This is a genomic window from Ruegeria sp. AD91A, assembly GCF_003443535.1.
Lineage (GTDB): Bacteria > Pseudomonadota > Alphaproteobacteria > Rhodobacterales > Rhodobacteraceae > Ruegeria.
Genome location: NZ_CP031947.1, coordinates 494,136 through 519,173, shown reverse-complemented (window position 1 = coordinate 519,173; position 25,038 = coordinate 494,136). Strand labels below are relative to the sequence as shown.

The following is a 25,038-nucleotide window of genomic DNA, read 5'->3' as shown; positions in this document are numbered from 1 at the left end:
GACAACTCTATCGCGCGGGATAAGGACAGGTGTTGCATTGATAAACTATGTTCCAAGCTTGGCAATTCAGCCTGCTCCGGGAAGGGCATGGCGAACACCTGCCAACAACCCACGCTGCAAAGTCAATCTATCATTCTGGATGAGTAGCAACGAATGACTGCAAGGCCGCTCGATCAAATTCGTGTCCTCGATTTTGGCCAATACCTGGCCGGTCCACTGGTTGGCATGATGCTTGCCGATTTGGGGGCAAAAGTAATCCGCATCGACCCGCCCGGTGGCCCGCGATTGAAAGAACCGGCCACTGATATGCTGTCACGTGGCAAAACCGCTGTGACGATCGACCTCAAATCGGACGCGGGTTTGAAGGTCGCACGCGAATTGGTGGCCCGGGCTGACGTGGTGATCGAGAACTTCCGGCCCGGCGTGATGCAGAGGCTGGGCCTGGGCCCGAAAGCTCTGCGCGACATAAATCCGCGCATCGTGTCATTGTCACTTCCGGGGTTCGCCTCAACCGATCCCGCGCTGGCACATCTTCCCGCGTGGGAAGCCGTGATCGCTGCCCGTACCGGGCAGTTCACGGATATGGGGCTGAACCGGCGCTTGATGGGCATCAACCCATCCTTTTCGCCTTTGACGCTGGCATCGGCCTATGGCGCTTCATTCGGCGCGATGGCCGTGCAGTTCGCTTTGGCTGCACGTGATCGGAACGGAGGCGATCACATCGAGGTGCCTCTGGCTTCGGCGTTGCTTGAAGGGTTGGTCTATAATTGTGAGCAGATTGAAGACTATCCCGAACGCTACAAGTCTCCTCGCGAAGTGGAACTTGACAGGCGCGCAGCCGAAGGCTTGCCAACGGATCTGAGCTTTGCGGAACTGGAAGAGTTCCTGGACCCTTTCTATCGAACTTATACCTGCGCCGACGGGCGCGGGTTCTATGTGGTCGCGGGCAGTGTGAAAACACATCCGCGGCGGGTGTTGGAGACGCTTGGCCTCAAAGATCTTGCCGATCAATTGCCGGACTTCGACGCCTATCTCGATGCTGCAGACTGGCCAGACGAATGGTCGCTGCGCAACTACCCCGTCGGAGCAAGGGATCGCGCGCGTGTGTCCAGCGCGATGAAGAAGGCCTTCCTGACAAGGCCCTCTCATGAGTGGGAAGCGCTTTTCGGGTCTGCCAAGGTGCCCGGAACGGCGCAACGGTTCAGCAAGGAATGGCTGGCCGATCCACATGCTTTGGCCTCAGGTTTGGTGTTGGAGGTAGAGGACCCGCGTCATGGGAACATGAAGCAGATGGGAAATGTTGCTTGGCTTGTGGATGATGGCGCTGCGCTGGTCAAAAAACCGGGCCCGGATCTCGATGACGCACCCGTTTCAACGATACTTGCTGAACCGCCGCGCAGCGGACCGCCAGCCGCAAGCGACCAAGGCTGGCTGGAGGGGTTAAAGGTGCTGGACCTGACCAACGTGATCGCCGGTCCGACGATTGGGTCCACGTTGGCGCGATTTGGCGCAAAGGTGACTTCCGTTCAGCCGGTGGAGCCTTCGGTCGATCCGTGGAATACCGTGGTTTTCGGTCTGCACGCACATCGTGGAAAACAAAGTGTTTTGCTGAACTTGAGCGCGGATGACGGGAAGCAGGCGTTGCGGCGACTCATCGAATCCTCGGATGTCATCACGATGAACGGCACGGATGAGCAGCGCGATGCCTTGGGGTTGAGCGAGGAAGAGCTGGCGGCGATCAACCCCCGCCTCATACTTGTGCAACTCGATGCCTTTGGCGGTCCTGCGCGCGGACCCAAGTCGGACCATCTGGGGTATGACGACCTGGCGCAGGCGGCGACAGGGGTCATGGTGCGTTTTGGCGGTGGCATGGCGACACCCGAAGAACACGCGCATTTCGGTACGATTGACGTGCTGACCGGTTATTGCGCATGTGTTGCGCTTGGCGCGGCCTTGCTGAGATTGCAGAAAACCGGCAAAGGCGGGATTGCGCGGGCTGCGTTGGCGGCGGCCGGGAACCTCATTCAGGCGCAGTTGATGTATGATTTCGAAGGCCGCGCGCCTTTTGACGAACCTTCCGGGCGCGAGGCAATGGGCTGGGGACCATTCTACCATTGCTATCGCGCGGCTGACGGGTGGATGTTCTTTGCCGCACCCGACGAACAGCGCGAAGCCCTGCGCCGTGTCTCAGACCTTGCCACCATGGCCGATGTGCCGGAAAAGGAATTGCAGGCCGCTCTTGCGGATCGTTTTGCCAGGCAACCTGTTGAATACTGGCAAAAGGCGTTTTCTGGTTCCGCCAGCACCGTCATGCCTCTGGGATCGCTGCATGACACGCGCGACGCCGTGTTGCAGCCGGAAAATGCCGGGAATATCGACCTGACGCGGGGAACGTTCAGTGTCATTCGGCATGACATGCATCCCATGGGCCGGTGGTGCGATCTGGTTGCCCCAAATGCCGTGCGACCCGAAAGCGCCCGGATCGTCATTCCGGGACCGATGCCGAAATACGGCGCGGATACTCGCAGCATTCTGCGAAGCGTCGGTTATGCAGATGAGGATATCGATGCGATGATCTCTGCTGGATCGGCCGCCGTAAGCTGGTCGGAAAAGTACTTGCCCGAGTAGCCGACCAGCCACAGACGGTTCGGAAATCAAGGAGATATGCCATCCGCCGCCGCAGGCCCGGAGTCTCGGCACCGGCGACGGGTGGTATCTGTCGTGACAAGCTTTGGTTTGGTGCCCGCGCGACTTGCACAGAATATTCAACCGCTTTGCCACAGTTTTTTTTGCATGCCTTGCGGCAGGAACCGTCCTAGGTTCGGCAAAGCACTGCTTTGCATACCCAACGAAACAAGAACCACTGACCATGAGCCAAATATCAGAGAGCCTGCTGAAACAAATCCGCAGCCGCTTTGCCCAGATCGATCATTGCCCCGAACAGGGTGAGCGGATCTTTTTCGAGAATGCCGGAGGCGCACTGACATTGAATTCAGTGTTGGATAGTTCGGTGCGCTATGCCGCCATCCCGGACAACCAAGGGCGCGACAATCCGGGATCTCATGCGCTGGTTGCCACGATCAACGCGGCCAAGGCGGATTTGCGGGATTTCATGAACGCACCCGGCGGGCAGTTCTTTGTGGGTGAAAGCGGTACAGAGCTGCTGTTCCGGCTGATCATGAACGCATGTCTGGGAACAGGTCCGGGCGTTGTGCTGGGATCCACATTGGAACACCCGGCCACGCGTTCGGCCTGTGATCGTTGGGCGCGCATTTCCGGGCAAACCCACGTTTTGCTGCACCATGTTGACGCCACCGGCACCGTCTCGGCCGAAGCCTATGCCGCGGCTGTGACACCGGATACCAAAGTGGCGACGATCCTGCATACCTCTCCGGTGACAGGAATGGGCGTTGATGTCGCTGCCGTTTCTCAGGCCATCCGAACCGTGGCTCCGGACTGTTTCATCATCGTCGATGGCATCCAGCACGCAGCGCATGGCCGGATCGATTTGACCGCCTATGACGTCGATGGTTATGTGATCTCACCCTACAAGGTATTTTCGCGCCATGGTTACGGTGTCGCCTGGATTTCGGAACGGCTGACCGCGCTGGACCACAACGCCTTGCTGGATGGCCCAGCGGGCAACTGGGAAATGGGCACGCGCGACACCGGAGCTTATGCCACTATGTCAGACGTCGTGTCCTATTTCGAATGGCTGGGCAGTCAGGTCAGCGATGCCGAAGATCGGCGCGGCAAGTTTCTGGCGGCGGGTGATGCGATCCATGCGCAGGAAAAGGCGCTGACCGACGCGATGATCCACGGCACCGGCAATCTGAGCGGCCTGGCCGAGATGGAGAAAGTCACCATTCTGGGCGGGGCCGACAATCCCGCGCGAGAAGGTCTGGTATCGCTGCGTGTCGAAGGCGTGGCCTCGTCCGAGGTCGTCAAAAGGCTGAACGAACAAGGTATTCGCACGCATCTGCGCAAGGCGGATCACTATTCCGGCAATATCCTGACGCCGCTTGGCTATGACGCCTGTGTGCGGGTCTCGATGTGTCACTACAACTCGATTGGCGAAGTCGCCAAATTCCTTGCTGTCATGAAAGAAATCACCGCCTGAGCCGCGCCATATCCAAGGACATATCTCATGAAAACCCATGCACAAGCTGTTGTCATCGGCGGCGGCCTTGCCGGTACGTCGATCCTGTATCACCTCGCCAAGCTTGGCTGGACGGACTCGATTCTGCTGGAACGCGACGAGTTGACGAGCGGCTCAACCTGGCATGCGGCGGCGAATATTCACGGTCTGCATGACAACAACAATATCACCCGTATCCAGCACTATACGATGAACCTGTATAAGGAGCTGGAGAAGGAAACCGGCCAAAGCTGCGGGGTGTTCCAGCCCGGATCGCTCTATCTGGCCCAGACCGAAGAGCGCGAGCAGCAGTTGCGCCTGCAAGAGGCGAAGGCCCGGTTCTATGGGCTGAATTTCCACGAGGTCAGCCGGGAAGAGGCCAAAGAGCTGCACCCGCTGGCGCAGTTTGATGACATCCGCTGCATCATGTACGAACCCGATGGCGGCAATGTGGACCCGTCGGGTGTTCCACATGCCTATGCCGCCGGGGCCCGTGCGATGGGGGCCACCATCGAACGGTTCTGCCCGGTGATCGCCACGGAACAGCAACCCGATGGCAGTTGGATGGTTCGTACGACCAAAGGTGACATTCATACCCAATGGGTGGTCAACGCGGCGGGTCTCTGGGGGCGCGAGGTCGGAGCGCTGGCAGGCTTGACCCTACCACTGCAACCGACGGAACATCAGTATTTCGTGACCGAGAGCATCGACGAAGTGGCGAGCCTGGGCCGCCGTCTGCCGTCTATCGCCGACCGGGACGGCGAGTATTATTTCCGACAAGAGGGCAACGGCTTGCTGATCGGTGCCTATGAAAAAGACATGAAGTTCTGGGCCGAAGACGGCACGCCGCTCGACTTCGCTCATGATCTGTTCCCCGACGATCTGGACCGGATCATGGAAAACGTGATCCGCGCCACCGAACGTGTACCGGTCGCTGCCACTGCCGGGGTGAAACGGGTGATAAACGGCCCGATGATCTGGTCGCCCGATGCCAACATGCTGTGGGGACCGGTGCCCGAGCTGAAGAACTATTTCCTCTGTGGCGGTCTGATCCCTGGCTTCTCGCAATCCGGCGGGCTGGGGCTGCTGGCGGCGCAATGGATGATCGAGGGTGAGCCGCAATATGACATGTTCGCCTGGGATCTCGCCCGCTTTGGCGATTGGGCCGACAAGAAGTTCACCAAGGCCCGGGTCGAAGACGCCTACACCCATCGCTTCAAAATCCACTTCCCGAATGAAGAACGCAGCGCAGGCCGCCCGGCCCGTGTGCGCCCCGCCTACGAGATGCAGAAACAGATGGGCTGTGTCTTTGGTCTCAACTGTGGTTGGGAACACCCACTGTGGTTTGCCGATGAACCCGGCACAGAAGAGACCGCCGGCTTTACCCGTCAGAACTGGTTTGATCCGGTCGGGCTCGAGGTGCAGATGCTGCGGGACAGCGTGGGTGTCATCGATATCTCGAACTTTGCCAACTACGTGATCAAAGGACCGGGCGCTTATGACTGGCTGGATCGTCTGGTGGCCAATCGCGTGCCCACCGATGTGGGCCGCAGTTGCCTGACGCCGCTGATCTCGGTTCGCGGTGGCATGGCGGGTGACTTTACCATCACCAAGCTTGCCGAAGACGAATACATGATGATTGGCTCCGGTATGGCTGAACGCTATCATCAGCGTTTCTTTCAAATGGTTGAGATGCCCGAGGGTACGACACTTGAAGTCGCAACAGACCGTGTTGCGGGGTTCAACATCGCCGGCCCGAAATCACGCGAGGCGCTGGCGCGCCTGACCAATACAGACCTTTCCAACGAAGGGTTCCGCTTCATGCGGTCCCGGAAGATCACCGTTGCAGGTGTTGAATGCGTGGCCATCCGGGTCAGTTTTACCGGCGATCTGGGTTGGGAACTGCACTGCGCCGAGTCCGATCAGGTCGCGCTTTACTCTGCGTTGCTCGAAGCCGCCAAAGACTGCGGCGGCGGCCCCGTGGGTGGACGAGCGCTTGGGTCGCTTCGCATCGAAAAGGGTTATGGGTCCTGGGGACGGGAGTATTCTCAGGAATACTGGCCGCAAGAGGTCGGGCTGACGGGTCTGATCAAGCTGGACAAGGACTTCCTGCACAAAGACGCCTATCTGTCCATAAAGGACAATGCACCCCGCGAGGTCCTGTCCGTCTTCGAATTGTACGTCACCGAGGATGCCGACGCCACCGGCAGTGAGCCGATCTTTACACCTGATGGTACGCCTGTCGGCCGCGTCACATCGGGGGCGTACGGTTATTCAGTCGGGAAATCTCTGGCATTGGGTTTCCGCAACCCCGAGGTGGCACAGCCCGGAGATGAAGTGGTGATCCAGGTGATTGGCAAACCACATAAAGCACGGGTGCTGACAGGGGCGCCGTTCGATCCTCAGGGTGGCAGGCTGCGCGGCTGAAGCAACCGGCCACGCCCGATCAAGGTCATCCCGTGGCCGCCGATCTCATCCGCGATCTGTGGCTATGGAATATGAAATTCGCTTTCGGACGGTTCGACAAGGTCCACCTCATTTTTGGGATGCCACTGTTTCGCCGCCGGGTCACAAACCTTCAGACAATCAACTGCGCGCGCTGCGATCTGATCTGCGATTTCGGTTATGTTGGCTGGTTTCAAATAGAAAGCAGGCACAGGGGGCAGGATGATGGCTCCCATTTCTGCGGCGGCTGTCATATTGCGCAAATGCGCCAGTGTCAGCGGCGCTTCTCGTGTCAGCAGAACCAGTGGGCGTCGTTCTTTGAGCTGAACTCCGGCCGCGCGTGTCAACAGGTTGTCGTCCAGGCCATGCGCGATCGCACCCAGTGATCGCATGGAACAGGGCGCGACGATCATCCCGGATACCGGCACCGAACCGGACGCTATACTGGCCCCAACATTCGCGGACGCGTGATGACGGGTTGCCGACTGCCGCAATTCCTTCAGAGCATCCGGGCCGCATTCCTGCGCAAGCGTCAGACGGGCAGCTGGACTGACGACCAGATCGATTTCGATATCCGCCGATTTCAGGTGTCGTGCCACCGAAAGGCTCAGAACCGCACCGGAAGCGCCTGATAGGCCTAAGACTACACGGGTTTTCGTCATGTTCTCAGCTCCGGCATCAATCTGCTTATCAGGTCTTCCGCAAATGCGTGATCAACCTTGTCGGTACGCATGACCGTCCCCCATTCCCGCAGTGTTTCACTGCTTGTTTTTGTCGTGGCGTCGATTCCTATCTTTCCGGCCAGACCGGGTTCGGGTGAGGCGAAATCCAGATAATCCATAGGCGTCCTGTCCAGGGTCATCACATCACGGCTTGGATCCATGCGCGTGGCAAGCGCCCAAGCGATATCGTCCCAGTTTCGGGGGTCGATATCAGCGTCGACCGCAACGATCATCTTTGTATAGCTGAATTGCGGCAGCATTCCCCAAAGCGCCATCATCACACGTCGGGCCTGGCCCGGATATCGCTTGTCGATGGCGACGATGGCGATGCGATAGGAACAGGCGGCAGGCGGCAGCCAGAGGTCGTGGATTTCGGGAATTTGAGCGCGAATGGTCGGCAAGGCAAGGCGATTGAACACTTCGCCAATGATGGCAGGCTCGTCCGGCGGGCGTCCGGTATAGGTTGACAGGTACAAAGGTGCTTCGCGATGGGTCACGGCCGTGACATGCATCACCGGAAAAGGCTCGGCGGGATTGTAATACCCGGTATGATCTCCGAACGGCCCTTCGGGCGCTGTCTCGCTTGGCGAAACCCAGCCTTCAAGAACGATCTCGGCATCTGCTGGAACCAGCAGTGGGACGGATTTGGCTGGAACCAACCGTGGCCGGTTCTGGTTCAGGGCCCCGGCAAATGTCAGTTCAGACATCATTTCGGGCAGGGGCAGAGCCGCTGACAACAAAGTCGCGGGGTTTGCGCCCAGAACAATTGCGACCGGCGTCTTTTCGCCTTGCTGCGCCCAACTGCGATGATGAGCGGCCCCGCCGCGATGTGGCAACCAGCGCATGATCAGACGGTTCCGGTCCAGCACCTGAACGCGATAGACGCCGGCATTGTAGGTCTGTGCCGCGTCGGGGTCGCTGCCACGGGGCCGGGTGATGACAACAGGCCAGGTGATCAGAGGCCCCACGTCCTGGGGCCAGTGCGTCTGGATCGGCAGCGAAGAGAGATCAACATCGGCCCCGCGGTGGCAAACCTGCTGAACAACGGCGGTTTTGACCTGCTTCGGTCGCGTGGACAATGCGGCCTTCAGCATCGGCCACCGGGACAGCGCATCCCGCAACCCGTCCGGGGGCGTCGGGGCCCGAAGCGTGGCCAGAAATGCGCCCAAATCGTCAAGCCCTTCGGAAGAAACGCCCAGTCCGGCGGCGACGCGTTCCGAAGTTCCGAACAGGTTGACCACAATCGGTATGTCGCACTGCCCCGAGGGTACACCTGTCGGTGTGTCAAACTGCAACACCGGCCCATTGGCCTCTAACACGGCGCGGTGGACGGCGGTCATTTGATGGCACACGGAAACCGGGTCAGGGATGCGCCTGAACTGTCCTGTTTCCTGACACCATTTCAGAAAATGCCGAAGGCTGGGATATGGCGGCAGAGTTCGAATGGGTTTGCTCCGGCGGTGGTACTCACCCTCTAGCAGCGAAAGAGGCAGGTCGAATTGACAACCGTCAAGTCCCGGGCGCCGGGGCGGCTTTAGGAAGGCCGCACCGGTTCACTTTGTTGAGACAGCAGGAGGTCTGTTTGTCCGATCCCCAAAACCAGATACCGCGATGCCCTGCCGCTCTGGCAGCGACCCTGCGGTTTGTTCCGCTTGCACCTTTGTCGCTGTCACTGACGGCGTTTTCCCGAAAGATAACCGGGAAACACCCGGACCTGCTCAACCGGCTCGGTGATTTCAGCCGGGTCGCGTTTGTGCTCGATCCAACGGATCTGCCGGTTGTCCTTCTCCTCGAACCGAATGGTGGCACGCCAAGGATAAGGTTGAGTCGGGGGCGCGTGGTTGGGGCTGCGCGAATTTCCGGCCCACTGGCCGCGCTGCTGGGGCTGGTGCACGGCGCGTTTGACGGTGATGCCCTGTTCTTTTCACGCGATCTGGTGATCGAGGGCGACACAGCCGCGGCACTGGCGTTGCGCAACGCAATCGACGACGCAGAGCTGGATCTTGCGCACGAGGCCGCAACCCTTTCCGGCCCGCTTGCACGCCCACTGAAGCAGATCATCGCATTTGCAGAGCGTCGGACCGGTCTTTACCTGACTCGACCCGAGGACGCTGTTTTATGGTAATGGAGATCGTTTGTCCGGCGGGAACGCCCACCGCCCTGCGTGCAGCTGTCAATGCCGGGGCCCACACTGTTTACTGTGGCTTCAATGATGAAACCAATGCGCGCAACTTTCCGGGTCTCAACTTCGATCGCGCTGAAATGCGGGCAGGAATTTCCTATGCCCACGATCACGGATCGAAGGTGTTGGTTGCAATCAATACCTTCCCGCAGGCGGGCAGCGAAGAGATCTGGAAACGGGCAGTGGCGGATGCCGAAGCCTGTGATGCGGATGCTGTAATTCTCGCCGATCTGGGTTTGCTGGACTACGCCGCGCGACACCACCCCGGATTACGCAGGCACCTGTCCGTGCAGGCCGCGGCGGCCAATGCTGACGTGATCAATTTCTATGCCGAAACATTTGGTGTGAAACGGGTGGTCTTGCCACGCGTTTTGTCCGTGCCGGAAATTGCCGCGATCAACTCTGAAACCGACGTCGAAACCGAAGTCTTCGTGTTCGGCGGTCTTTGTGTCATGGCCGAGGGGCGATGCTCGCTGTCCTCTTATGCCACCGGGTTGTCTCCCAATATGAATGGTGTCTGCTCTCCTGCCAGCCATGTGCAGTATCAAGAAGAACAGGGCGCGTTGAACGCGCGCCTTGGCGGTTACCTGATCCACCGCGTCGAACGGGATGAGCCCGCTCCTTACCCGACATTGTGCAAAGGGTGTTTTTCCGCCGGTGAAAAAACCGGGCACCTGTTCGAGGATCCCGTCAGCCTGAACGCAGAACGGTTGATCCCGCAATTGCAAAAGGCAGGTGTGACAGCCTTGAAGATCGAAGGGCGCCAACGGTCCAAATCCTATGTCGCACAGGTCGTTCGGAATTTTCGCGTCGCGGTCGATGCGCTGGAGTCAGGCCAGCCGATGCCGGAAGGAATGCTTGCGCGATTGTCCGAAGGGCAGGCCATGACGACCGGCGCGTACAAGAAGACGTGGAGATAATCCGATGGAACTGACAGTAGGCCCGAACCAGTTCTTCTGGCCCGCCGAAACCTGGGCTGCGTTTTACGATGATCTGGCCCGATCGCCCGTCGACCGCGTCGTGCTCGGAGAACTGGTCTGTTCCAAGCGATTGCCATTTTATCAGGATCGTATCCCCGAGGCGATTTCCCGATTGGTCGAAGCGGGCAAAGAGGTTGCGCTGACAAGCCTGGCCCTGGTGACTCTGAAACGCGAGCGCAAACTCACGGCTGAGCTTAAAGAAATGGGCGTCATGGTCGAGATCAACGATCTGACCGCGTTGGCACATTTGCCCGGCACCTGCACGTTCACCGTTGGCCCGTTGGTGAATGTCTACAACGAAGGCACTTTGAAATGGTTGGCCGCTCGGGGTGCGCGCCGGGTTTGTCTTCCGCCGGAACTGCCCGTCGCTTCGGTCAAAACGCTTGCGCAAGCTGCCTCGGACTTGGGTGTCGCGATCGAAATATGGGGGCATGGCAGGTTGCCGCTGGCCATTTCCGGGCGCTGTTACCACGCGCGATTGCATGGGCGCAGCAAGGACAATTGCCAGTTTGCCTGCGAAGACGATCCGGATGGGTTGGACGTTCTTACGGGTGACGGCAAGCCGTTCATGGCAATGAACGGGGTGCAGACCCTGTCAGACAGCTATGCCTGTACGGACCATCAGATCGACCTGCTGAAACAGGTTGGCATCTCGGCATTGCGTCTGTCACCGCAATCTGGCGGCTTCCATCAACTGTGCGAACTGTATCGAAAGCGTATCGACGGCGATCTTCCCCAGGGCGAACTGGAGCGCGCCCTGCGTGGTGCTGATCCTGATATTCGGTTGAGCGACGGATTTCTGACGGGGTCCTGTGGTGCAGAATGGTCCGGTGCTTCAAAGGCGGCTTCGATCTCCGTTTGACCGCCACATTGGCACGACTTCCGTCGCGCTTGACGCGAATGAAACAGCCTATGCTTTGAACCCGTGGGATGAGTCCGGGTCTGCCCTGGTTTCTTCTTCCTGAACCCAGGTTTCGGCCTGCAAAACCCCGGGTTGCCCGGTGCCGATAATCCCCACGACCTGCACATCGCCGGTGTCGGTGGGCGCGGCCACCTGAACACGCCGGATCAATGCGAAAAGGGCGACCGCAATACCGATAGCCGCCAGAAGAAACTGAAGACCGCGCCCGCCGAACAAAGAGATAGAGTTCGGTCCCAGCATGGTTCCCACCAGCAGGCCGACATTCAGTAGCAGCACCATCGTGCCACTGGCCGGAACGATCTGAGACAGCTTGAGTTGATCATTGGCATGCGCCGTCAGGATCGAATACGCAGGGTACAGCCCGATTGCGATCAGTACAAAACCATAGACGATATGAGACGGTGATGTATCGATGGTCATCCAAAGACTGGACAGGGTCGTTATAACGCCCAGCCCAATGACCACATAGCGTCTGTCCGTGTGATCAGACAGCCAGCCGATCGGGTATTGTACCACCGCACCGGCGATCAACGCCGCCACCAGCGCCCCTGACGCCTGCGCCGTCGTAAAGCCGTTTTGCAACGCATAAAGCGGCAACGAGATGTAGGACGCCGCGACACCGATGCTGACCAGAACGATGCCGATGACTGCGATGGGCGAAACCTTGTAAAGCACGGGAACCGACATGCGTTCCGGTGCGGCATATTCCGGCGCCCTGTTGCCCGACAGAAGAAGCGGCACGATCGACAGCGAAATCAGGATGGAAACAAGGCCGAACAGCAGGTTTCCGGTGGGGTCGGGGAAACCGACCATGGCCGTTCCGAGGGCTGGGCCGGCAAGCTGAATAATGAAATACAGCGACAGAACCTGAGCACGCATGCTGTTTTCGCTTTTTGCGTTCAGCCAGCTTTCGGTGATGACGTAAAGCCCTGGATAGCAAAACCCTCCCAGCAAGCGCATCACGCTCCAGCTGATCGCGTCGCTAGTCAGCAGATGCACAATGGCCGCAATTGAAACCAGCGAGGCGAGGGCCGAAAATGCCCGAATATGCCCGACATTTTCGACCAGCCTTGGGGCAAGCGCCGTCCCCGCAAGCGCGCCCAAGGGATAGCTAGCCTGCATGACGGAAATCGTGAAGTCACTAAAGCCCAGGCTGGCCCCCCGGATCGTCAGCAACGTCGCCAACAGACCGTTGGCAACCATCAGCATGAACATCCCCAGGAACAGCGCCCAGTTTTCATTTAACGCGCGTATCATAGCCAACGGCTACTCATGCGGGGCAGGCCTGTATACAACTCCTACGACATCGAAATGTCGTTTGATGGAACTTCTCCGTTGCAGGCCAATATGTCGGATTCATCCGTCTTGGGACCCATTGCAACTGGGTTTTGGACTAAGCTGATTGGCATCTGCGACCGCAAGAAACGCGCTGAGCTACACGTCGCCTTTCATGATCAGGGCATAGATATCGGGATCCGTCACACCTTCGGATCCGATCGTCAAAACACGAGACTGCGCCGTCAAACCAAGCTTCCGGAAAAGCTTTTGGTTGTTTGCCACTTCATTCAATGCAGCCAATCCGGCAACGCCGCTCTCTCCGGCTTCGATCACCGGATCTGCGCCTTGCGGACGCGCCAGGCGGCGGACGGTTGGCGGTATCAGCTCATCGCCGATTGTCAGAAAGTCCGAGGCTTCACTGCGCAAAATCTCCCATGCCATCGGAGACGGTACACCGCAGGACAAACCCGCCATAATGGTCTCTTCATCGATTTCTACAGACGCGGCTTGCCCCTGCCTTGCGCTTTCGAACAAACACGCGGCCAGATGCGGTTCCACAACCACGACGCGCGGAGAGACATCACCCCAGGCCTGACGCAATGCTGCCGCAACTGCCGCGGCAAGCCCTCCGACTCCTCCTTGCAGAAAGACATGCGTCGGTGCCGTGTCCATTGCATTCACGACTTCTTTGACCATGACGCCGTAGCCCGACATCACGTCGCGCGGCGGGTCGGTGTAACCTGGCCATGATGTGTCCGAAACCACGAACCAGCCATTCTCGTCCGCTTCCCGTCGACATTGATCGACCGAGGCGTCATAGTCACCATCGATGCGCATGACGTCAGCCCCCAGATCACGCATGGCCTGCGCGCGGCCTTCACTGACTTCGGCGTGAATGTAGATCCGGCAAGGCGCGCCGAACCGTTTGCACCCCCACGCGAGGGATCGACCGTGGTTGCCATCGGTCGCCGAAACAAGCGTGATCCCTGCAACTTCATCAGCGCAGCGGCCAGTGCGGATATCTTCCAAAGACACATCCTGGCCCGTCCGGCGTGATATTTCACGTTGCAGAACACGCAACGCGGCAAATGCACCCCCCAATGCCTTGAAACTGCCAAGCCCAAACCGGGGACCTTCATCCTTGTAGTGGACCTCCGCGACGCCAATCTCGGCTGCCAACGCGGGCAAAGAATGCAGAGGCGTGGGCGCATACCCCTCCCATTGGGTGATTTCCTTTGCCGCGCGATCGAAATCCTGTTTTGTCAATACGGTTTCGGCAGCGGCGCCAAAACCCGGCCTGCCTGCCTGATGAGCGATGATTTCTGTCATGGTCATGTGTCCTGTCAGGGGTTCAGCGGCAGGCGCTGCCGCACCAGCTCTGCCCAGAATTTTGCGCCCAGCGGGAGCAGTTCGTCGTTGAAATCGTAATCAGCCGAGTGCAGCGGACGACCATTTGATCCTTCGGTCCCGTTGCCAATAAGCAGGAAACACCCGGGCACGACGGCAGCAAACTCAGCGAAATCTTCCGAAAAAGACATGGCAGAGCGGTCTCCGTCCACTTCAAGGCCCGTGGCTGCTGCCGCTGAAATGACGTGCGATGCGGCATCGTCATCGTTGTTTGCCTCGATAAACTCGGTGCGGAAATCCACAGTCACTTCGACGCCATGGCTTTCGGCCACACCGGCTGCGATCTGGCGCATATTGCGCTCTATCAACGTACGGTCTTCCGGTGACATGGCCCGCGCGTCACCTTTCAGAACCGTGTACCCCGGAAGCACATTTCGCTGCCCGTCGGTGATGAACTCGGTTACTGACACAACCGCGCCGGATGAAGGTGCAAGCTTGCGTGAAACTATGGTTTGCAGGGCCAATACCAGTTCCGCCGCAGGCGTGATCGTTTCGCGCCCGACATGGGGCATCGAGGCATGACCGCCCTGACCGGTAATCGTGATCTCGAACAGGCTTTCACTGCAACAGATCACTCCGGCACGGGTTGAAACCCGGCCAACAGGCTCACCGGGCAGATTGTGTGCGCCGTAAACCTCTTGAATCGGGAAGGTCCGCAAAACGCCCTCATCGATCATCGCCCTTGCCCCAAGCCCATGCTCTTCATTGGGCTGAAACAGGAAGACAACCGTGCCTTCAAACGCCGGATCTTTGGCCAGCAATTCGGCGGCCCCAAGCAGCATCACCGTGTGGCCATCATGTCCACAGGCATGCATGACACCTTCGTTCTGCGACTTGTGGGCAAACGTATTGACCTCGGTGATCGGCAGCGCGTCGAAATCCGCGCGCAGCCCGATGGCATGGTTGCCGTTGCCCGACTTCAAGACACCCACAACGCCGACACCTTCGTATACCTCGATGCCCAAGCTTCGCAGTTGCCCGGCAATCCGTGCTTTGGTCCAGTTTTCCTGAAATCCAAGCTCGGGGTTGCGATGAAACTCATGGCGCAACGCAGGCAGGCTTTCTGTCAATGCGGTCACGGCGACTCTTTCCCTTCGATGCATTGTGAACGTGGTCGAAACAATTTTATTGCAACTGACCTGAAAAAAGGGCTCTAGTTTGATGCATATCATGCAAGTTTCTTTCACATGACACAATTAGACGAGTTCGACCGCGCGATCCTGCGGATCCTGCAGAAAGACAACAAAACCACGCAGCACAAGATTGGCGAGGCCGTAAACCTGTCTGCACCCTCTGTGCAGCGCCGTATCCGCCGGATGGAGGCCGAGGGCGTGATCCGCGCCAATGTCGCCATTGTTGATCCGGCAGCCGTTGGTCTTCAGCTTACCATCTTTGTCGAACTTGAACTGGTCAGCGAAACCCCTGACGAGATTGATGCCGTCAAGAAAACCTTGCTGAATGCTCCGGAAGTCCAGCAATGCTATTATGTGACCGGAGAGGTGGATTTCATGGTTGTCGTGGTCGTCGAAAGCATGGCGGTTTACGAAGATTTCACCCGCCGGATGTTCTTTGAAAACGGAAATATTCGAAAGTTCAAAACCTTCGTTTCAATGGATACCATCAAATCCGGCAGCGCTTTGGGTTTCTGACCGGCACATGGTGCAACGACAGACCCGTCCAGACATTCCCGCGCAGGCTTGAACCATTCGGTTGGATTGACAGGACTGCAAAGGCAAGTCCCGTCAAAGGGTTTCAACGCAATTGTTCTACAGTGTTTTCAACTACATTCCGTTGCGCGGAATGACATGCGAATTCTCTTCTTCAAAGATCAGCTCCTCCCCCGACCATGCCTTCAAGCGCGAGATCAAATGAAACTCGGTGGCCGTTGCTCGTTGTTCGGAATAGGTCCAGATCCTGGCTGACCAGCCTTCACGGTCGAAACAGGCGGTCTGCTCCATCGTGGCAACACCCGAAAGCGGGTCGCCCGGACGGATTGTATATCTCCGATCTGACACGTCGCTGAGCACCGTCCCTATATCGTCGAGACGGAAATCACCCACCGGCCCGAAGACGCCTCCGTCAAGGAAAAACCTGTGAGTTACCTCGCCATTCGTCAGGTCCGTGTGGACCGAGCGCTCCATCGAGCCCGATCTCACTTTGGTCTTTCTGGGCCGGGCACCAGACGCTATCGGTTCGGGCAGCGGGCGTGGTTCTGTTGTTTCAATGCCCTGGTTGCGGATGGGAAGAGACAGGTACGAGCGACCCGGCCTTATCGAAAGCGTTACAGGTTCGGGGGTGGGCCAAAGAACAGGCCAATAAGCCGAAGCAATCTGCAAAACGATGCGATGACCTGACAGAACCCGATATCCTGTTCCATACATCGGGACGGTTACTGCCATCTCCTCTCCGGGTGTGATCGGTGTGGGTTCTGTATCGCTGAGCCGGTGGTTGAGGTTGCAGAATCCCCGTGCAATCAGCGTCTGCGCACCGTTCGGGGCTTCGTCCACCAGCAATGCAACGACAAAGCCCTGAGCCTGATCTGCTGAAACCTTCAGATCGACGGACGGTTGCCCCAAAATATCAAGTGCGTCTTCAAGTGGTGCCGCTTTGAACTGCAATGCGCCTGCGGCGTCGATCCGGCAGTCTGCCGCCATGTCGCCGGGTATGGCGAAAGAGCACATATCACCTGCGGCTGCCCCAAAGCTTTGCGGCGAGCAAATCGCAAGCTCTGCTCCGGAAACGGGGTCTGCCTCAAGCGTCAGCTCATTCAGCCAAAGGGACGTATTGGTGATATTCGGTGACGGCCAGCTCGGCTCTTCGACCCAGCGCCCCGTGCGTTCCAGATGCGTTCCGGTCGGCGCTGTGCTGTCTTGAAGGAAAAACCGCAAGGGCGGTTCGTCCATCAACCCTGTGTCTTTTCCCTTCAGCCAGTGATCCCAGAACCGGATGACCTCTCCGACGAAATCAGCCTTGGGGCCGGGCACCCCTTCATGCGGGTAAAGATGCGCCCATGGCCCCATCAGGATCTTGACCGGTCCGCTTAGGTGTTCGGCGATGCGGAATGGCGTATCCCGGTACAGATCCATCCAACCGCCGAAAAAGTAGACCGGCACATCCACGTCGGCATAATTCTCGCAGATCGAACCGCGCCGCCACATCTCGTCATGGGTCTGGTGCTCCAGCCACATGGCCGGCCAGAACTCAGCGCCTTCCAACCGCTCGCGCCACATGTCAAGCCAGCGGTCCGCGCCGACAATCTCTGGGTCTGGTGGCATGGCGTTGTACAGCTGCATGATCGAGCCCCACCAGAAATTGTCGTTGGCCAGACATCCGCCGTAAAAGTGAATGTCCTCGCGCCACCGGTCGTCTGTGCCCATAACCGGGGCTATCGCCTTCAACGCCGGAGGACGTGTCGCCGCCACCTGAAACGCGTTATATGCCCCCCAGCTTTTGCCGAACATTCCGACATTTCCATCGCACCAGTCCTGATCGGCAATCCACTGGATGACGTCGTGACCGTCCTGAATTTCCTGATGCGAATACTCGTCTTCGGAGACGCCGTCACTGTCACCGTAACCCCGGATATCAACGCGGATTGATGCATAGCCGGCGTCCGCAAAATGCGGGTGCATGCTTTCATCCCGCATCCGTGTTCTGTCCCGACGACGATAGGGGATGTATTCCAGGATGCAGGGCACAGGGACGATTTTCGTGTTTTCCGGCAGCCACAGGCGCGCCGCGAGTTTCGTGCCGTCAGGTAGCGGTATCCAAACAGTCTCGATGACCTCAATATTGCTCATGTCCGGTCCTTTTCGTTCGGGCGCAAAAGTGGTTTCATGTCGTACAGGTAATCGGTGGTACGTGTTCAAAGCGCATTCTCTGATGGTGTCACCACCGAAGGCCAAGCCGCAGCGCATCATAGACTGCTGCGTGTATGTTGCGCGAGGAAACGGCGTCTCCGATCCGATACAGATCAAAGTCAGCCTTCGGGTTCACCAGCGGAAACATGTCACCCGAATTCGCGACAAGAGCGTCGTGATCCACAGCGCCAAGATTTCGCGAAAGCGGCTTGAGTTCGAAATAGAGATCGTCCAGAGGCAAGGTACCCTGATTGACGATCACCTGATCATACATGCGCTTTTCAACAAGATCCGAGTAATCCGTTCCAATGGCGGCTTCCAGTTGATTGCCTGAGCGTACCAACGATTTCAGCGTCCGGGTTACGGTGAACAGCGCTCCCGTTTTTTGCAGCGCACGCATATATGGCACCAGATTCATGCCCATGATCTCAGGCGCAAAGCTGCGGTCGCGGGTCATGATCTCAACCCGCGAACCGGACTCGGCGATGATTTCGGCCGCCATAAGGGCCGGGTGGCCGCCCGCATCATCGTAGATCAGCACGTTTTCGCCCGGGTGCACGTCTCCGGACAGGATGTCCCACGCCGAAACCGCCAGATCGTTGCCGGTTTCCAATATCGTCGTCTCGGGCAACCCTCCGGTCGCGATAACCACAATATCGGGCGAAAATGCTTTTAGGTCACCCGCGTCTGCAAACGTGTTGAATTGGAACCTGACATCGCGTGCAGCGCATTGCGCCATGCGCCAGTCGATGATCCCGATCATCTCGGCCCGGCGTCGGGACTGCGCGGCCAGACGAACCTGACCGCCGGGTTCAGAGGCCGCTTCCAGAACGGTAACGTCATGACCGCGTTCTGCCGCAACCCGTGCCGCTTCGAGCCCTCCGGGCCCTGCGCCGACGATGACCGCCCGGCGGCGGGACTTGGCCGCGGTGATCACGTGCGGCATCGACAATTCGCGCCCGGTAGCAGGGTTATGAATGCAAAGGGCTTCACCGGCCTGATAAATCCGGTCCAGGCAGTAGGTTGCGCCGACGCAGGGGCGGATGTCATCTTCCCGACCGGCCTGAATTTTGGACACGATCATCGGGTCGGCCATGTGTGCGCGGGTCATGCCGACCATATCCAGCAACCCGGACGCCACTGAATGTCGTGCGGTTGCCACATCGGGAATGCGTGACGCATGGAAGGTAGGCATCCCGATTTCGGCTCGTACGCGCCCGGCAAAATCCAGATGTGGTGCGCTTTTCATGCCCTGCACCGGGATCACATCCGTCATGGCAGGGTCTGTATGAATACGGCCGCGAATGACGTTCAGGAAATCGACCTGACCGCTGTCGCGCAGCCTTCGGGCGATTTCCAGTCCGTCTTCTTCGGTGATGCCGCCTTTTTCAACCTCATCTGCTGTGTAGCGGACGCCAAGGATGAAATCCGTCCCGACACGGTCGCGGATCGCATCCAGAACCATGAAGCCGAACCGCAACCGATTGTCGAGACTGCCGCCATAGGGTGCGTCCATCGTATTGGTGAGCGGTGACCAGAACTGATCGATCAGGTGGCCATAGGCTTGCAATTCGATTCCGTCGAGACCTGCGGCCTTCATACGTTCGGCTGCATCGGCATAATCGCTCACGATCCGCTCAATATCATGGTCTTCCATCTTCTTCGCAAAAGCCCGGTGGGCCGGTTCACGATAATGCGACGAAGAGACGGAGGGCAGCCAATCGCCCTTGTTCCAACCCGTGCGTCGCCCCAGATGGGTCAATTGGATCATCACTGCGCAACCATGAGCATGGCAGGCATCCGTCAAATCAGCCATCCAGCGTACGACCTCGTCCTTGTAGGCAAGGATGTTGTTGAACACCGGCGGGCTGTCGCGGCTGACGGTGGCAGACCCAGCTGTCATGGTCATGGCAACACCAGCTTTCGCACGTATCTCATGATAGGCGCGATAACGCTCCTTGGGCATGCCGTCTTCGGGGTAGGCAGGTTCATGACTGGTCGTCATGATCCTGTTTTTCAGCGTCAGATGTTTCAGCTGATACGGTTGCAGCAACACATCGCGGATCATGACCACCCGTCCTTTTTCAAAACCAATGACATCAGTTGACCAACCTCGCTGTCCCGTAGCGGCAATGCAAAAAATACTGTGGTGGCAGTGTCGGGTGGCATATGGCGCTCCGAGTTTAAGGCGAGCGGTGGAACTCTGTGCCGATTGAAAACAGACTGGGATTTCTCCGTCAAACTCCTTGTCACCCAACACCGGGATGTTTCACCCAGATCGTTGGCGGATGACCGCAAGACAGGACAGAAAGAACAGCGGTGAAAACGACCTGTCTGCAGGTCGCTGACCGACTGGCTCACTACGCACTACACCACCTTGGGAAGAAGAGCGACAAAGAGGTTAGGTCACTTGTCGAACCTCCAAACCGAACGAAATATTAGATCACCCAACATAAGTGCGCTGTCGGGTTGAATGATCCTGCACGGCAGGTTGGCGATTATTCGATGGTTGAATGTCCGGGGTGGCAGTTGGCATCGTTTCACTCTATCGCCCAGCTGGAAGATACCTTTCGTGACAGGAGACAGCAGTCGTGACCAGCACTCGCATCGAAACCGGCCAGCGCATGAGCCGCATCGTCAAACATAACGGAACCGCCTATCTGTGCGGACAGGTTTCGGATGCCGCAACGGTTGCGGATCAAACCCGTGACATCCTTGCCAAGGTCGAGGACCTTCTGGCCAAGGCCGGCAGTGACAAGACGCGCATCCTGCAATGTGTGATCTGGTTGTCGGACATGGCCGATATTGCCGAAATGAACGCGGTCTGGGATGCCTGGGTGCCGGAGGGCCACGCCCCGGCCCGTGCCTGTGGCGAGGCGAAACTGGCCCGTGATGTTCTGAAGGTCGAAATGATCGTTACCGCAGCCTGCGATTGATCCGCCCGGCCTCGCGTCGTGCGCTGCTTCCAGGCGGGCGGGTTTGGGTTTGGAAAACAAGACGCCCTGAGCACGTTCTTACTGCACCTGAGAATGCACCTTTTCCAGTGTTTCCAGAAACAACTTGGCCACGCGTGTTGGCGCAGGTTGTTTCCTGGCTACGGCCGCGAAACGGGTTCTGTATTTGATTTCCCGCGGTAAAACCTGCTTCATAATCCCCTGTTCGACAAATTCCTGCGCCAGATGGTCCGGAAGAAACCCAAGGTAGCGGCCTGAAAGTATCAGGATAACCAGTGCCTGCTCGTTTTGCACCTTGGCGGCACGTCGAAACCCCAGTTGTTGACCAACGATGAGGTTCGGAGAGTTTACGTTCAAGCCGGCGTAGTTGAACTTGCGAAGATCACTCAAATGCAACTCCGGATCTGGGCGATCAAACAGGGGGTGTTCCTGCCCACAGTACAAGAACATGTTTTCCCCGTAGAGCGGTGTGTAGTCCAGGCTTGCCGATGGTCTGTGCAACGCGATGATGCCGACATCCAGATGCCCGCTGATGACCATTGTTTCGATCACGTTGGGAGGTTCCAGCGACAGTTCAATGTGAACCGCCGGTGCGGCCTCATTGAACTTGTGAATGGTGCGGGCAAGTCGGGCCTCAGGGTTGGTCGTACATTGATCGAACAGAGCCACGCGGATACTGCCGGCCAATTGCTGTTTGACTTCGTTGACTTCGGTTCTGAACTGCGCCACGGAAATAAGCAGGTCTTCTGCCGCCGTCAGCACCTTCTCGCCGTCTTCCGTCAGTGAAAATCCTGACGGTCCCCGGTTGCACAGCTTCAGGCCAAGCCTCAGTTCCAGGTCAGACAAGTGTTTCGAGATCGTCGATTTTCCGATGTTCAGCTCGATCTCGGCGGCAGTAATTCCACCACTTTCCGCGACGGTTTTAAAAACGCGCAGAAGACGGATGTCGGTGTCCCCGATCCGGGTATCAAGTTTGTTCTGTTTCATATCGTATGTTTGATATTTGTGAAACCTTTCGCGCAAATATTAACAACGACGAAACCATGTTGGCAAGTTAGCTTCGTGTCGCCGAGGTAGAATCGGACTGGCCTATCTCTCCCCGGGTCAGCGCGCACCTCGAAACACGACAAATGGGAGGAAATCCATGTCATTTATCAAGAAGCTAGGCACCATCAGTGCAGCCGTATCCGTTGCCGCACTGATGGTCGCAGGCGCGGCTGACGCGAAGAACTTCAAAATCGCAGTTGGCGACAGCGGGGGTTCCAGCCAAGAAGCAACGGGACTGGGCTTCAAAGCTGCCCTTGAAGAGCTATCGGGTGGCAATCATACGGCAACTCTTTTCCTGAACGGTCAGCTCGGATCCGAGCAGGATACCGTCAACGATGCGGCCATTGGCACGCTCGATATGTCGCTGCTGGCTATCAACAACATTACCCCGTTCTCGCCGACTGTTGGCGTGTTCACCCTGCCTTACGTGATCCTCAGCCTTGAGGACGCCGAAAAGCTGACCCAGGGCCCAATCGGTCAGGAACTGACTGAGAACACAATCAACGACGCCGGTGTTCGCATCATCGCTTGGACTTACACAGGTTTCCGCGTTCTCACCAACTCAAAAAAGCCGGTCAAGTCGGTTGCCGATCTGGAAGGCCTCGTGATCCGCGTTCCCAAGAACGAGATCATGATCGACACGTATAAGTCTTGGGGTATCAGCCCGACGCCGATGGCATGGTCGGAAACTTTCGCCGGACTGCAGACCAAAGTTGTTGACGGTCAGGACAACCCTTACACCACCATCAACGCGATGAAGTTCTACGAAGTTCAGAAGTATGTGACAAACATCCGATACATCTTCTCGATCGAACCGCTCATCATTTCCGAGCAGGTATTCCAGGAACTGTCCGCCGAAGATCAGGCGATCATTCTTGAAGCCGGTAAAGCCGCGACACAGGCGTCTGCCGACTTCTTGCGCGAGAAGGAAGCTGAGATCAAAGAGATCCTGATCGAAAAAGGCATGGAAATCGTCGACCCTGAGAACGACGAGGCCGAATTCATCGAACTGGCAACCACCGCCGTGTGGCCGAAGTTTTATGAAAGCATCGGTGGCGTCGAAAAGCTCAACGCTGTGCTGGCTGAAATCGGCCGCGAGCCGGTTTCGCAATAAGCAAGGACCAAAAGGTCAATGAAATGGGGGGTGCCTGACGGTGCCCCCTACAAAAAGGGAGGGTCAGATGTCGAAATTTTGGGGATTTGTAGACAACATCGAAAGCTATATCTGTCGCACGTTGTTGGCGATATTCGTTTGTCTGTTGTTTCTTCAGGTTATCGTGAGAACGCTATTTGCGTTCTCGTTTTCCTGGGTCGAAGAACTGTCGATCTACATGTTCGTCTGGTTTGTCTTCTTTGGCGCCAGCTACGCGGCAAAGATGGGCGCCCATAATCGGGTGACGTTTCAGTTCAAGTTCCTGTCGCCCCGCGCGATCAAATACATCGAGGCATTCGCGGATCTCTTCTGGATCTTCTTCAATGTCGTTTTCGTCTATCTGGCGATTGATTTCATCTTCAACAAGATGAATCGATTTCAGTCGTCGCAGACCCTCGGATTCCACCTGAGCTGGGTCTATATCGTCTTGCCTATCGCATTCACCCTTATGACCATCCGCGTGATCCAGGTGAATTACCGAAAACTCGTGCTGGATGAAGAGATAGTCGATCCGGATTCGATTGATCTAGATGCTGTCAAAGCCGAGGCCGAAAGCCATAGCCACACCACTTCCAGCTCTGAGGGAGAAAAGTAATGGGCGCTGAAATTATCCCACTGCTGTTCGGCGGATTTCTCTTTCTGCTGTTCATTGGTGCTCCGATCACCGTGGCGCTTGGCGTCTCAACCTTGATCACCTTTCTTTACTTGGGTGAAAACCCGATCAAATTCGTACAGATCGCCTTTACCTCGGTTGGGTCCTTCCCGCTGATGGCGTTACCCGCTTTCATTCTGGCTGGTGCTTTGATGGAGGCCTCGGGGCTGTCGCGACGGCTTATCAATGTCGCCGAAAGCTTCGCGGGTCCGTTCACAGGCGGCATGTCGGCTGCAACCGTCATGGCTTGCCTGTTCTTCGGTGCTATCTCTGGTTCTGGCCCGGCAACGACTGCCGCCGTTGGCATGCTGATGATCCCGGCCATGATCGATCGCGGTTATTCGAAGGGTTTTGCATCGGCCATAACTGCCTCGTCAGGTGGTCTGGGCATCGTTATCCCACCGTCGATCCCGCTGATCATTTTTGGCATCGCTGCATTGGGTATGCCGCCCCCACCTGAAGCTGTAGAAGAATTCGGCCAGTTCCAGACCGTTTCGATTCCGAAGCTCTTTATCGCTGGATTTATGCCCGCCTTCCTGATCGCAGGCAGCCTGCTGCTGATGAACTACATTCTAGCGAAAAAGAACAACTACACCGGCAGTACGGATGGCTGGTCTGCACGCCTTATGTGGTGCGAGATGTATCGCGGCTTCTGGGCGCTGATGGCACCGGTGGTGATCCTTGGTGGCATCTATTCAGGCTACTTCACGCCGACAGAAGCGGCCATTGTTGCGATCTTCTACACGCTGATCGTGGGCGCGTTCATCTATCGCGAGCTGTCGTGGAGCAGTCTGTTCGGTGCATTGGAAACCACCACTTGGCTGACCGGTCGGGTTCTTCTGATCATGTTCACGGCAACAGTATTCGGGCGTCTATTGGTTGAAAACCAGGTGCCGGCTGTGATCGCGCAAGGTATGTTGTCTTTTACTGACAACATCTATGTGATCTGGACACTTGTGATCCTGTTCCTGCTGTTCGTCGGCATGTTCATGGAGACACTTGCAACCATCCTGATCCTGGTTCCGGTGATGCTGCCCGTAGCTTATAGCGTGGGCATAGATCCGATCCACTTTGGTGTGGTTATGGTCTGTACGCTGGGCATCGGGTTCCAGACACCACCGTTGGGTGAAAACCTGTTCATCGCGTCGGGGATATCGAAGATCTCGATTGAAGAGATTTCGTTACGCGCCCTGCCGTTCGCCTTCATCAACACGATCGCGATCTTCATCATTGCGTTCTTCCCCGAGATATCGCTCTGGCTGCCGCGCGTGTTCGGTTACTAGGCGCGAATGAACGGA

General features: G+C 57.6%; 19 protein-coding genes. 11 read left to right on the top strand and 8 right to left on the bottom strand.

Annotation, left to right across the window (positions count from 1 at the left end):
• Positions 1-153: 153 nt before the first annotated feature.
• The 3 genes from D1823_RS20790 to D1823_RS20780 all read left to right on the top strand — a co-directional run bounded on the left by D1823_RS20790 (position 154) and on the right by D1823_RS20780 (position 6,565).
• Positions 154-2,628, top strand: a complete 2,475-nt coding sequence (locus tag D1823_RS20790) for a CoA transferase (RefSeq protein ID WP_117873657.1) — start codon at positions 154-156, stop codon at positions 2,626-2,628.
• Positions 2,629-2,869: 241 nt separating this feature from the next.
• Positions 2,870-4,120 carry an aminotransferase class V-fold PLP-dependent enzyme gene (locus tag D1823_RS20785; RefSeq protein WP_117874076.1) on the top strand — a complete coding sequence of 417 codons (1,251 nt, stop codon included), beginning with the start codon at positions 2,870-2,872 and terminating at the stop codon, positions 4,118-4,120.
• A 27-nt stretch (positions 4,121-4,147) separates the two neighbouring features.
• Positions 4,148-6,565 (top strand): FAD-dependent oxidoreductase, encoded by a 2,418-nt coding sequence (locus D1823_RS20780; RefSeq protein WP_117873656.1) that lies wholly within the window; start codon positions 4,148-4,150, stop codon positions 6,563-6,565.
• Between the two features lie 62 nt (positions 6,566-6,627).
• Here the strand turns inward: D1823_RS20780 and D1823_RS20775 are convergent, their stop codons facing one another.
• Both D1823_RS20775 and D1823_RS20770 read right to left on the bottom strand, forming a co-directional pair.
• On the bottom strand, positions 6,628-7,245 hold the full coding sequence (locus D1823_RS20775) for a UbiX family flavin prenyltransferase (RefSeq protein WP_117873654.1): 618 nt from the start codon (positions 7,243-7,245) through the stop codon (positions 6,628-6,630).
• Positions 7,242-8,750, bottom strand: coding sequence for a UbiD family decarboxylase (locus D1823_RS20770; protein WP_117873651.1), 1,509 nt, complete (start codon positions 8,748-8,750; stop codon positions 7,242-7,244). Before D1823_RS20770 ends, D1823_RS20775 begins: the two co-directional genes overlap by 4 nt.
• A 137-nt stretch (positions 8,751-8,887) precedes the next feature.
• Here D1823_RS20770 and D1823_RS20765 point away from each other — a divergent pair, with 137 nt between their 5' ends.
• The 3 genes from D1823_RS20765 to D1823_RS20755 are packed head-to-tail and all read left to right on the top strand — an operon-like array spanning position 8,888 to position 11,329.
• Positions 8,888-9,430: an SCP2 domain-containing protein gene (locus D1823_RS20765; RefSeq protein ID WP_254683850.1), complete on the top strand. Its 543-nt coding sequence runs from the start codon at positions 8,888-8,890 to the stop codon at positions 9,428-9,430.
• A complete protein-coding gene (locus tag D1823_RS20760) occupies positions 9,430-10,407 on the top strand; it encodes a peptidase U32 family protein (RefSeq protein ID WP_117873647.1) in 978 nt (325 codons plus the stop codon). Before D1823_RS20765 ends, D1823_RS20760 begins: the two co-directional genes overlap by 1 nt.
• Positions 10,408-10,411: 4 nt before the next feature.
• Entirely contained in the window at positions 10,412-11,329 is a 918-nt protein-coding gene (locus D1823_RS20755; protein WP_117873645.1) for a U32 family peptidase, read from the top strand.
• A 48-nt stretch (positions 11,330-11,377) separates the two neighbouring features.
• On the opposite strand, the gene D1823_RS20750 is transcribed toward D1823_RS20755, so the two are convergent.
• From D1823_RS20750 to D1823_RS20740, 3 genes are all read right to left on the bottom strand, one after another.
• Positions 11,378-12,646 carry an MFS transporter gene (locus D1823_RS20750; RefSeq protein ID WP_117873643.1) on the bottom strand — a complete coding sequence of 423 codons (1,269 nt, stop codon included), beginning with the start codon at positions 12,644-12,646 and terminating at the stop codon, positions 11,378-11,380.
• 177 nt (positions 12,647-12,823) lie between these two features.
• Entirely contained in the window at positions 12,824-13,996 is a 1,173-nt protein-coding gene (locus D1823_RS20745) for a diaminopropionate ammonia-lyase (RefSeq protein WP_117874074.1), read from the bottom strand.
• A gap of 14 nt (positions 13,997-14,010) precedes the next feature.
• Positions 14,011-15,153 carry an amidohydrolase gene (locus D1823_RS20740; RefSeq protein ID WP_254683849.1) on the bottom strand — a complete coding sequence of 381 codons (1,143 nt, stop codon included), beginning with the start codon at positions 15,151-15,153 and terminating at the stop codon, positions 14,011-14,013.
• 108 nt (positions 15,154-15,261) lie between these two features.
• On the opposite strand from D1823_RS20740, the gene D1823_RS20735 reads away from it, so the two are divergent.
• Positions 15,262-15,723 (top strand): Lrp/AsnC family transcriptional regulator, encoded by a 462-nt coding sequence (locus D1823_RS20735; RefSeq protein ID WP_117873641.1) that lies wholly within the window; start codon positions 15,262-15,264, stop codon positions 15,721-15,723.
• 132 nt (positions 15,724-15,855) lie between these two features.
• On the opposite strand, the gene D1823_RS20730 is transcribed toward D1823_RS20735, so the two are convergent.
• Positions 15,856-17,874, bottom strand: a complete 2,019-nt coding sequence (locus D1823_RS20730) for a CocE/NonD family hydrolase (protein WP_162896898.1) — start codon at positions 17,872-17,874, stop codon at positions 15,856-15,858.
• Between the two features lie 88 nt (positions 17,875-17,962).
• On the bottom strand, positions 17,963-20,002 hold the full coding sequence (locus tag D1823_RS20725) for an NADH:flavin oxidoreductase (protein ID WP_117873637.1): 2,040 nt from the start codon (positions 20,000-20,002) through the stop codon (positions 17,963-17,965).
• A gap of 556 nt (positions 20,003-20,558) precedes the next feature.
• Here D1823_RS20725 and D1823_RS20720 point away from each other — a divergent pair.
• A complete protein-coding gene (locus D1823_RS20720; protein WP_305794184.1) occupies positions 20,559-20,870 on the top strand; it encodes a RidA family protein in 312 nt (103 codons plus the stop codon).
• Positions 20,871-20,948: 78 nt separating this feature from the next.
• Here the strand turns inward: D1823_RS20720 and D1823_RS20715 are convergent, their stop codons facing one another.
• Positions 20,949-21,875, bottom strand: coding sequence for a LysR family transcriptional regulator (locus tag D1823_RS20715; protein WP_117873633.1), 927 nt, complete (start codon positions 21,873-21,875; stop codon positions 20,949-20,951).
• A gap of 295 nt (positions 21,876-22,170) precedes the next feature.
• Here D1823_RS20715 and D1823_RS20710 point away from each other — a divergent pair, with 295 nt between their 5' ends.
• From D1823_RS20710 to D1823_RS20700, 3 genes are all read left to right on the top strand, one after another.
• On the top strand, positions 22,171-23,049 hold the full coding sequence (locus tag D1823_RS20710; RefSeq protein ID WP_371415325.1) for a TRAP transporter substrate-binding protein: 879 nt from the start codon (positions 22,171-22,173) through the stop codon (positions 23,047-23,049).
• Positions 23,050-23,116: 67 nt separating this feature from the next.
• A complete protein-coding gene (locus tag D1823_RS20705) occupies positions 23,117-23,683 on the top strand; it encodes a TRAP transporter small permease (protein WP_117873629.1) in 567 nt (188 codons plus the stop codon).
• Positions 23,683-25,023, top strand: a complete 1,341-nt coding sequence (locus D1823_RS20700; protein ID WP_117873627.1) for a TRAP transporter large permease — start codon at positions 23,683-23,685, stop codon at positions 25,021-25,023. Before D1823_RS20705 ends, D1823_RS20700 begins: the two co-directional genes overlap by 1 nt.
• Positions 25,024-25,038: the final 15 nt, after the last annotated feature.

Bases quoted from the DNA above. Each gene is read 5' to 3' on its own strand.
- D1823_RS20725 (WP_117873637.1), bottom strand. From the start codon at position 20,002: ATGATCCGCGATGTGTTGCTGCAACCGTATCAGCTGAAACATCTGACG.
- D1823_RS20755 (WP_117873645.1), top strand. From the start codon at position 10,412: ATGGAACTGACAGTAGGCCCGAACCAGTTCTTCTGGCCCGCCGAAACC.
- D1823_RS20760 (WP_117873647.1), top strand. From the start codon at position 9,430: ATGGAGATCGTTTGTCCGGCGGGAACGCCCACCGCCCTGCGTGCAGCT.
- D1823_RS20780 (WP_117873656.1), top strand. From the start codon at position 4,148: ATGAAAACCCATGCACAAGCTGTTGTCATCGGCGGCGGCCTTGCCGGT.
- D1823_RS20700 (WP_117873627.1), top strand. From the start codon at position 23,683: ATGGGCGCTGAAATTATCCCACTGCTGTTCGGCGGATTTCTCTTTCTG.
- D1823_RS20720 (WP_305794184.1), top strand. From the start codon at position 20,559: ATGAGCCGCATCGTCAAACATAACGGAACCGCCTATCTGTGCGGACAG.
- D1823_RS20785 (WP_117874076.1), top strand. From the start codon at position 2,870: ATGAGCCAAATATCAGAGAGCCTGCTGAAACAAATCCGCAGCCGCTTT.
- D1823_RS20745 (WP_117874074.1), bottom strand. From the start codon at position 13,996: ATGACAGAAATCATCGCTCATCAGGCAGGCAGGCCGGGTTTTGGCGCC.
- D1823_RS20730 (WP_162896898.1), bottom strand. From the start codon at position 17,874: ATGAGCAATATTGAGGTCATCGAGACTGTTTGGATACCGCTACCTGAC.
- D1823_RS20790 (WP_117873657.1), top strand. From the start codon at position 154: ATGACTGCAAGGCCGCTCGATCAAATTCGTGTCCTCGATTTTGGCCAA.
- D1823_RS20750 (WP_117873643.1), bottom strand. From the start codon at position 12,646: ATGATACGCGCGTTAAATGAAAACTGGGCGCTGTTCCTGGGGATGTTC.
- D1823_RS20775 (WP_117873654.1), bottom strand. From the start codon at position 7,245: ATGACGAAAACCCGTGTAGTCTTAGGCCTATCAGGCGCTTCCGGTGCG.
- D1823_RS20705 (WP_117873629.1), top strand. From the start codon at position 23,117: ATGTCGAAATTTTGGGGATTTGTAGACAACATCGAAAGCTATATCTGT.
- D1823_RS20715 (WP_117873633.1), bottom strand. From the start codon at position 21,875: ATGAAACAGAACAAACTTGATACCCGGATCGGGGACACCGACATCCGT.
- D1823_RS20735 (WP_117873641.1), top strand. From the start codon at position 15,262: ATGACACAATTAGACGAGTTCGACCGCGCGATCCTGCGGATCCTGCAG.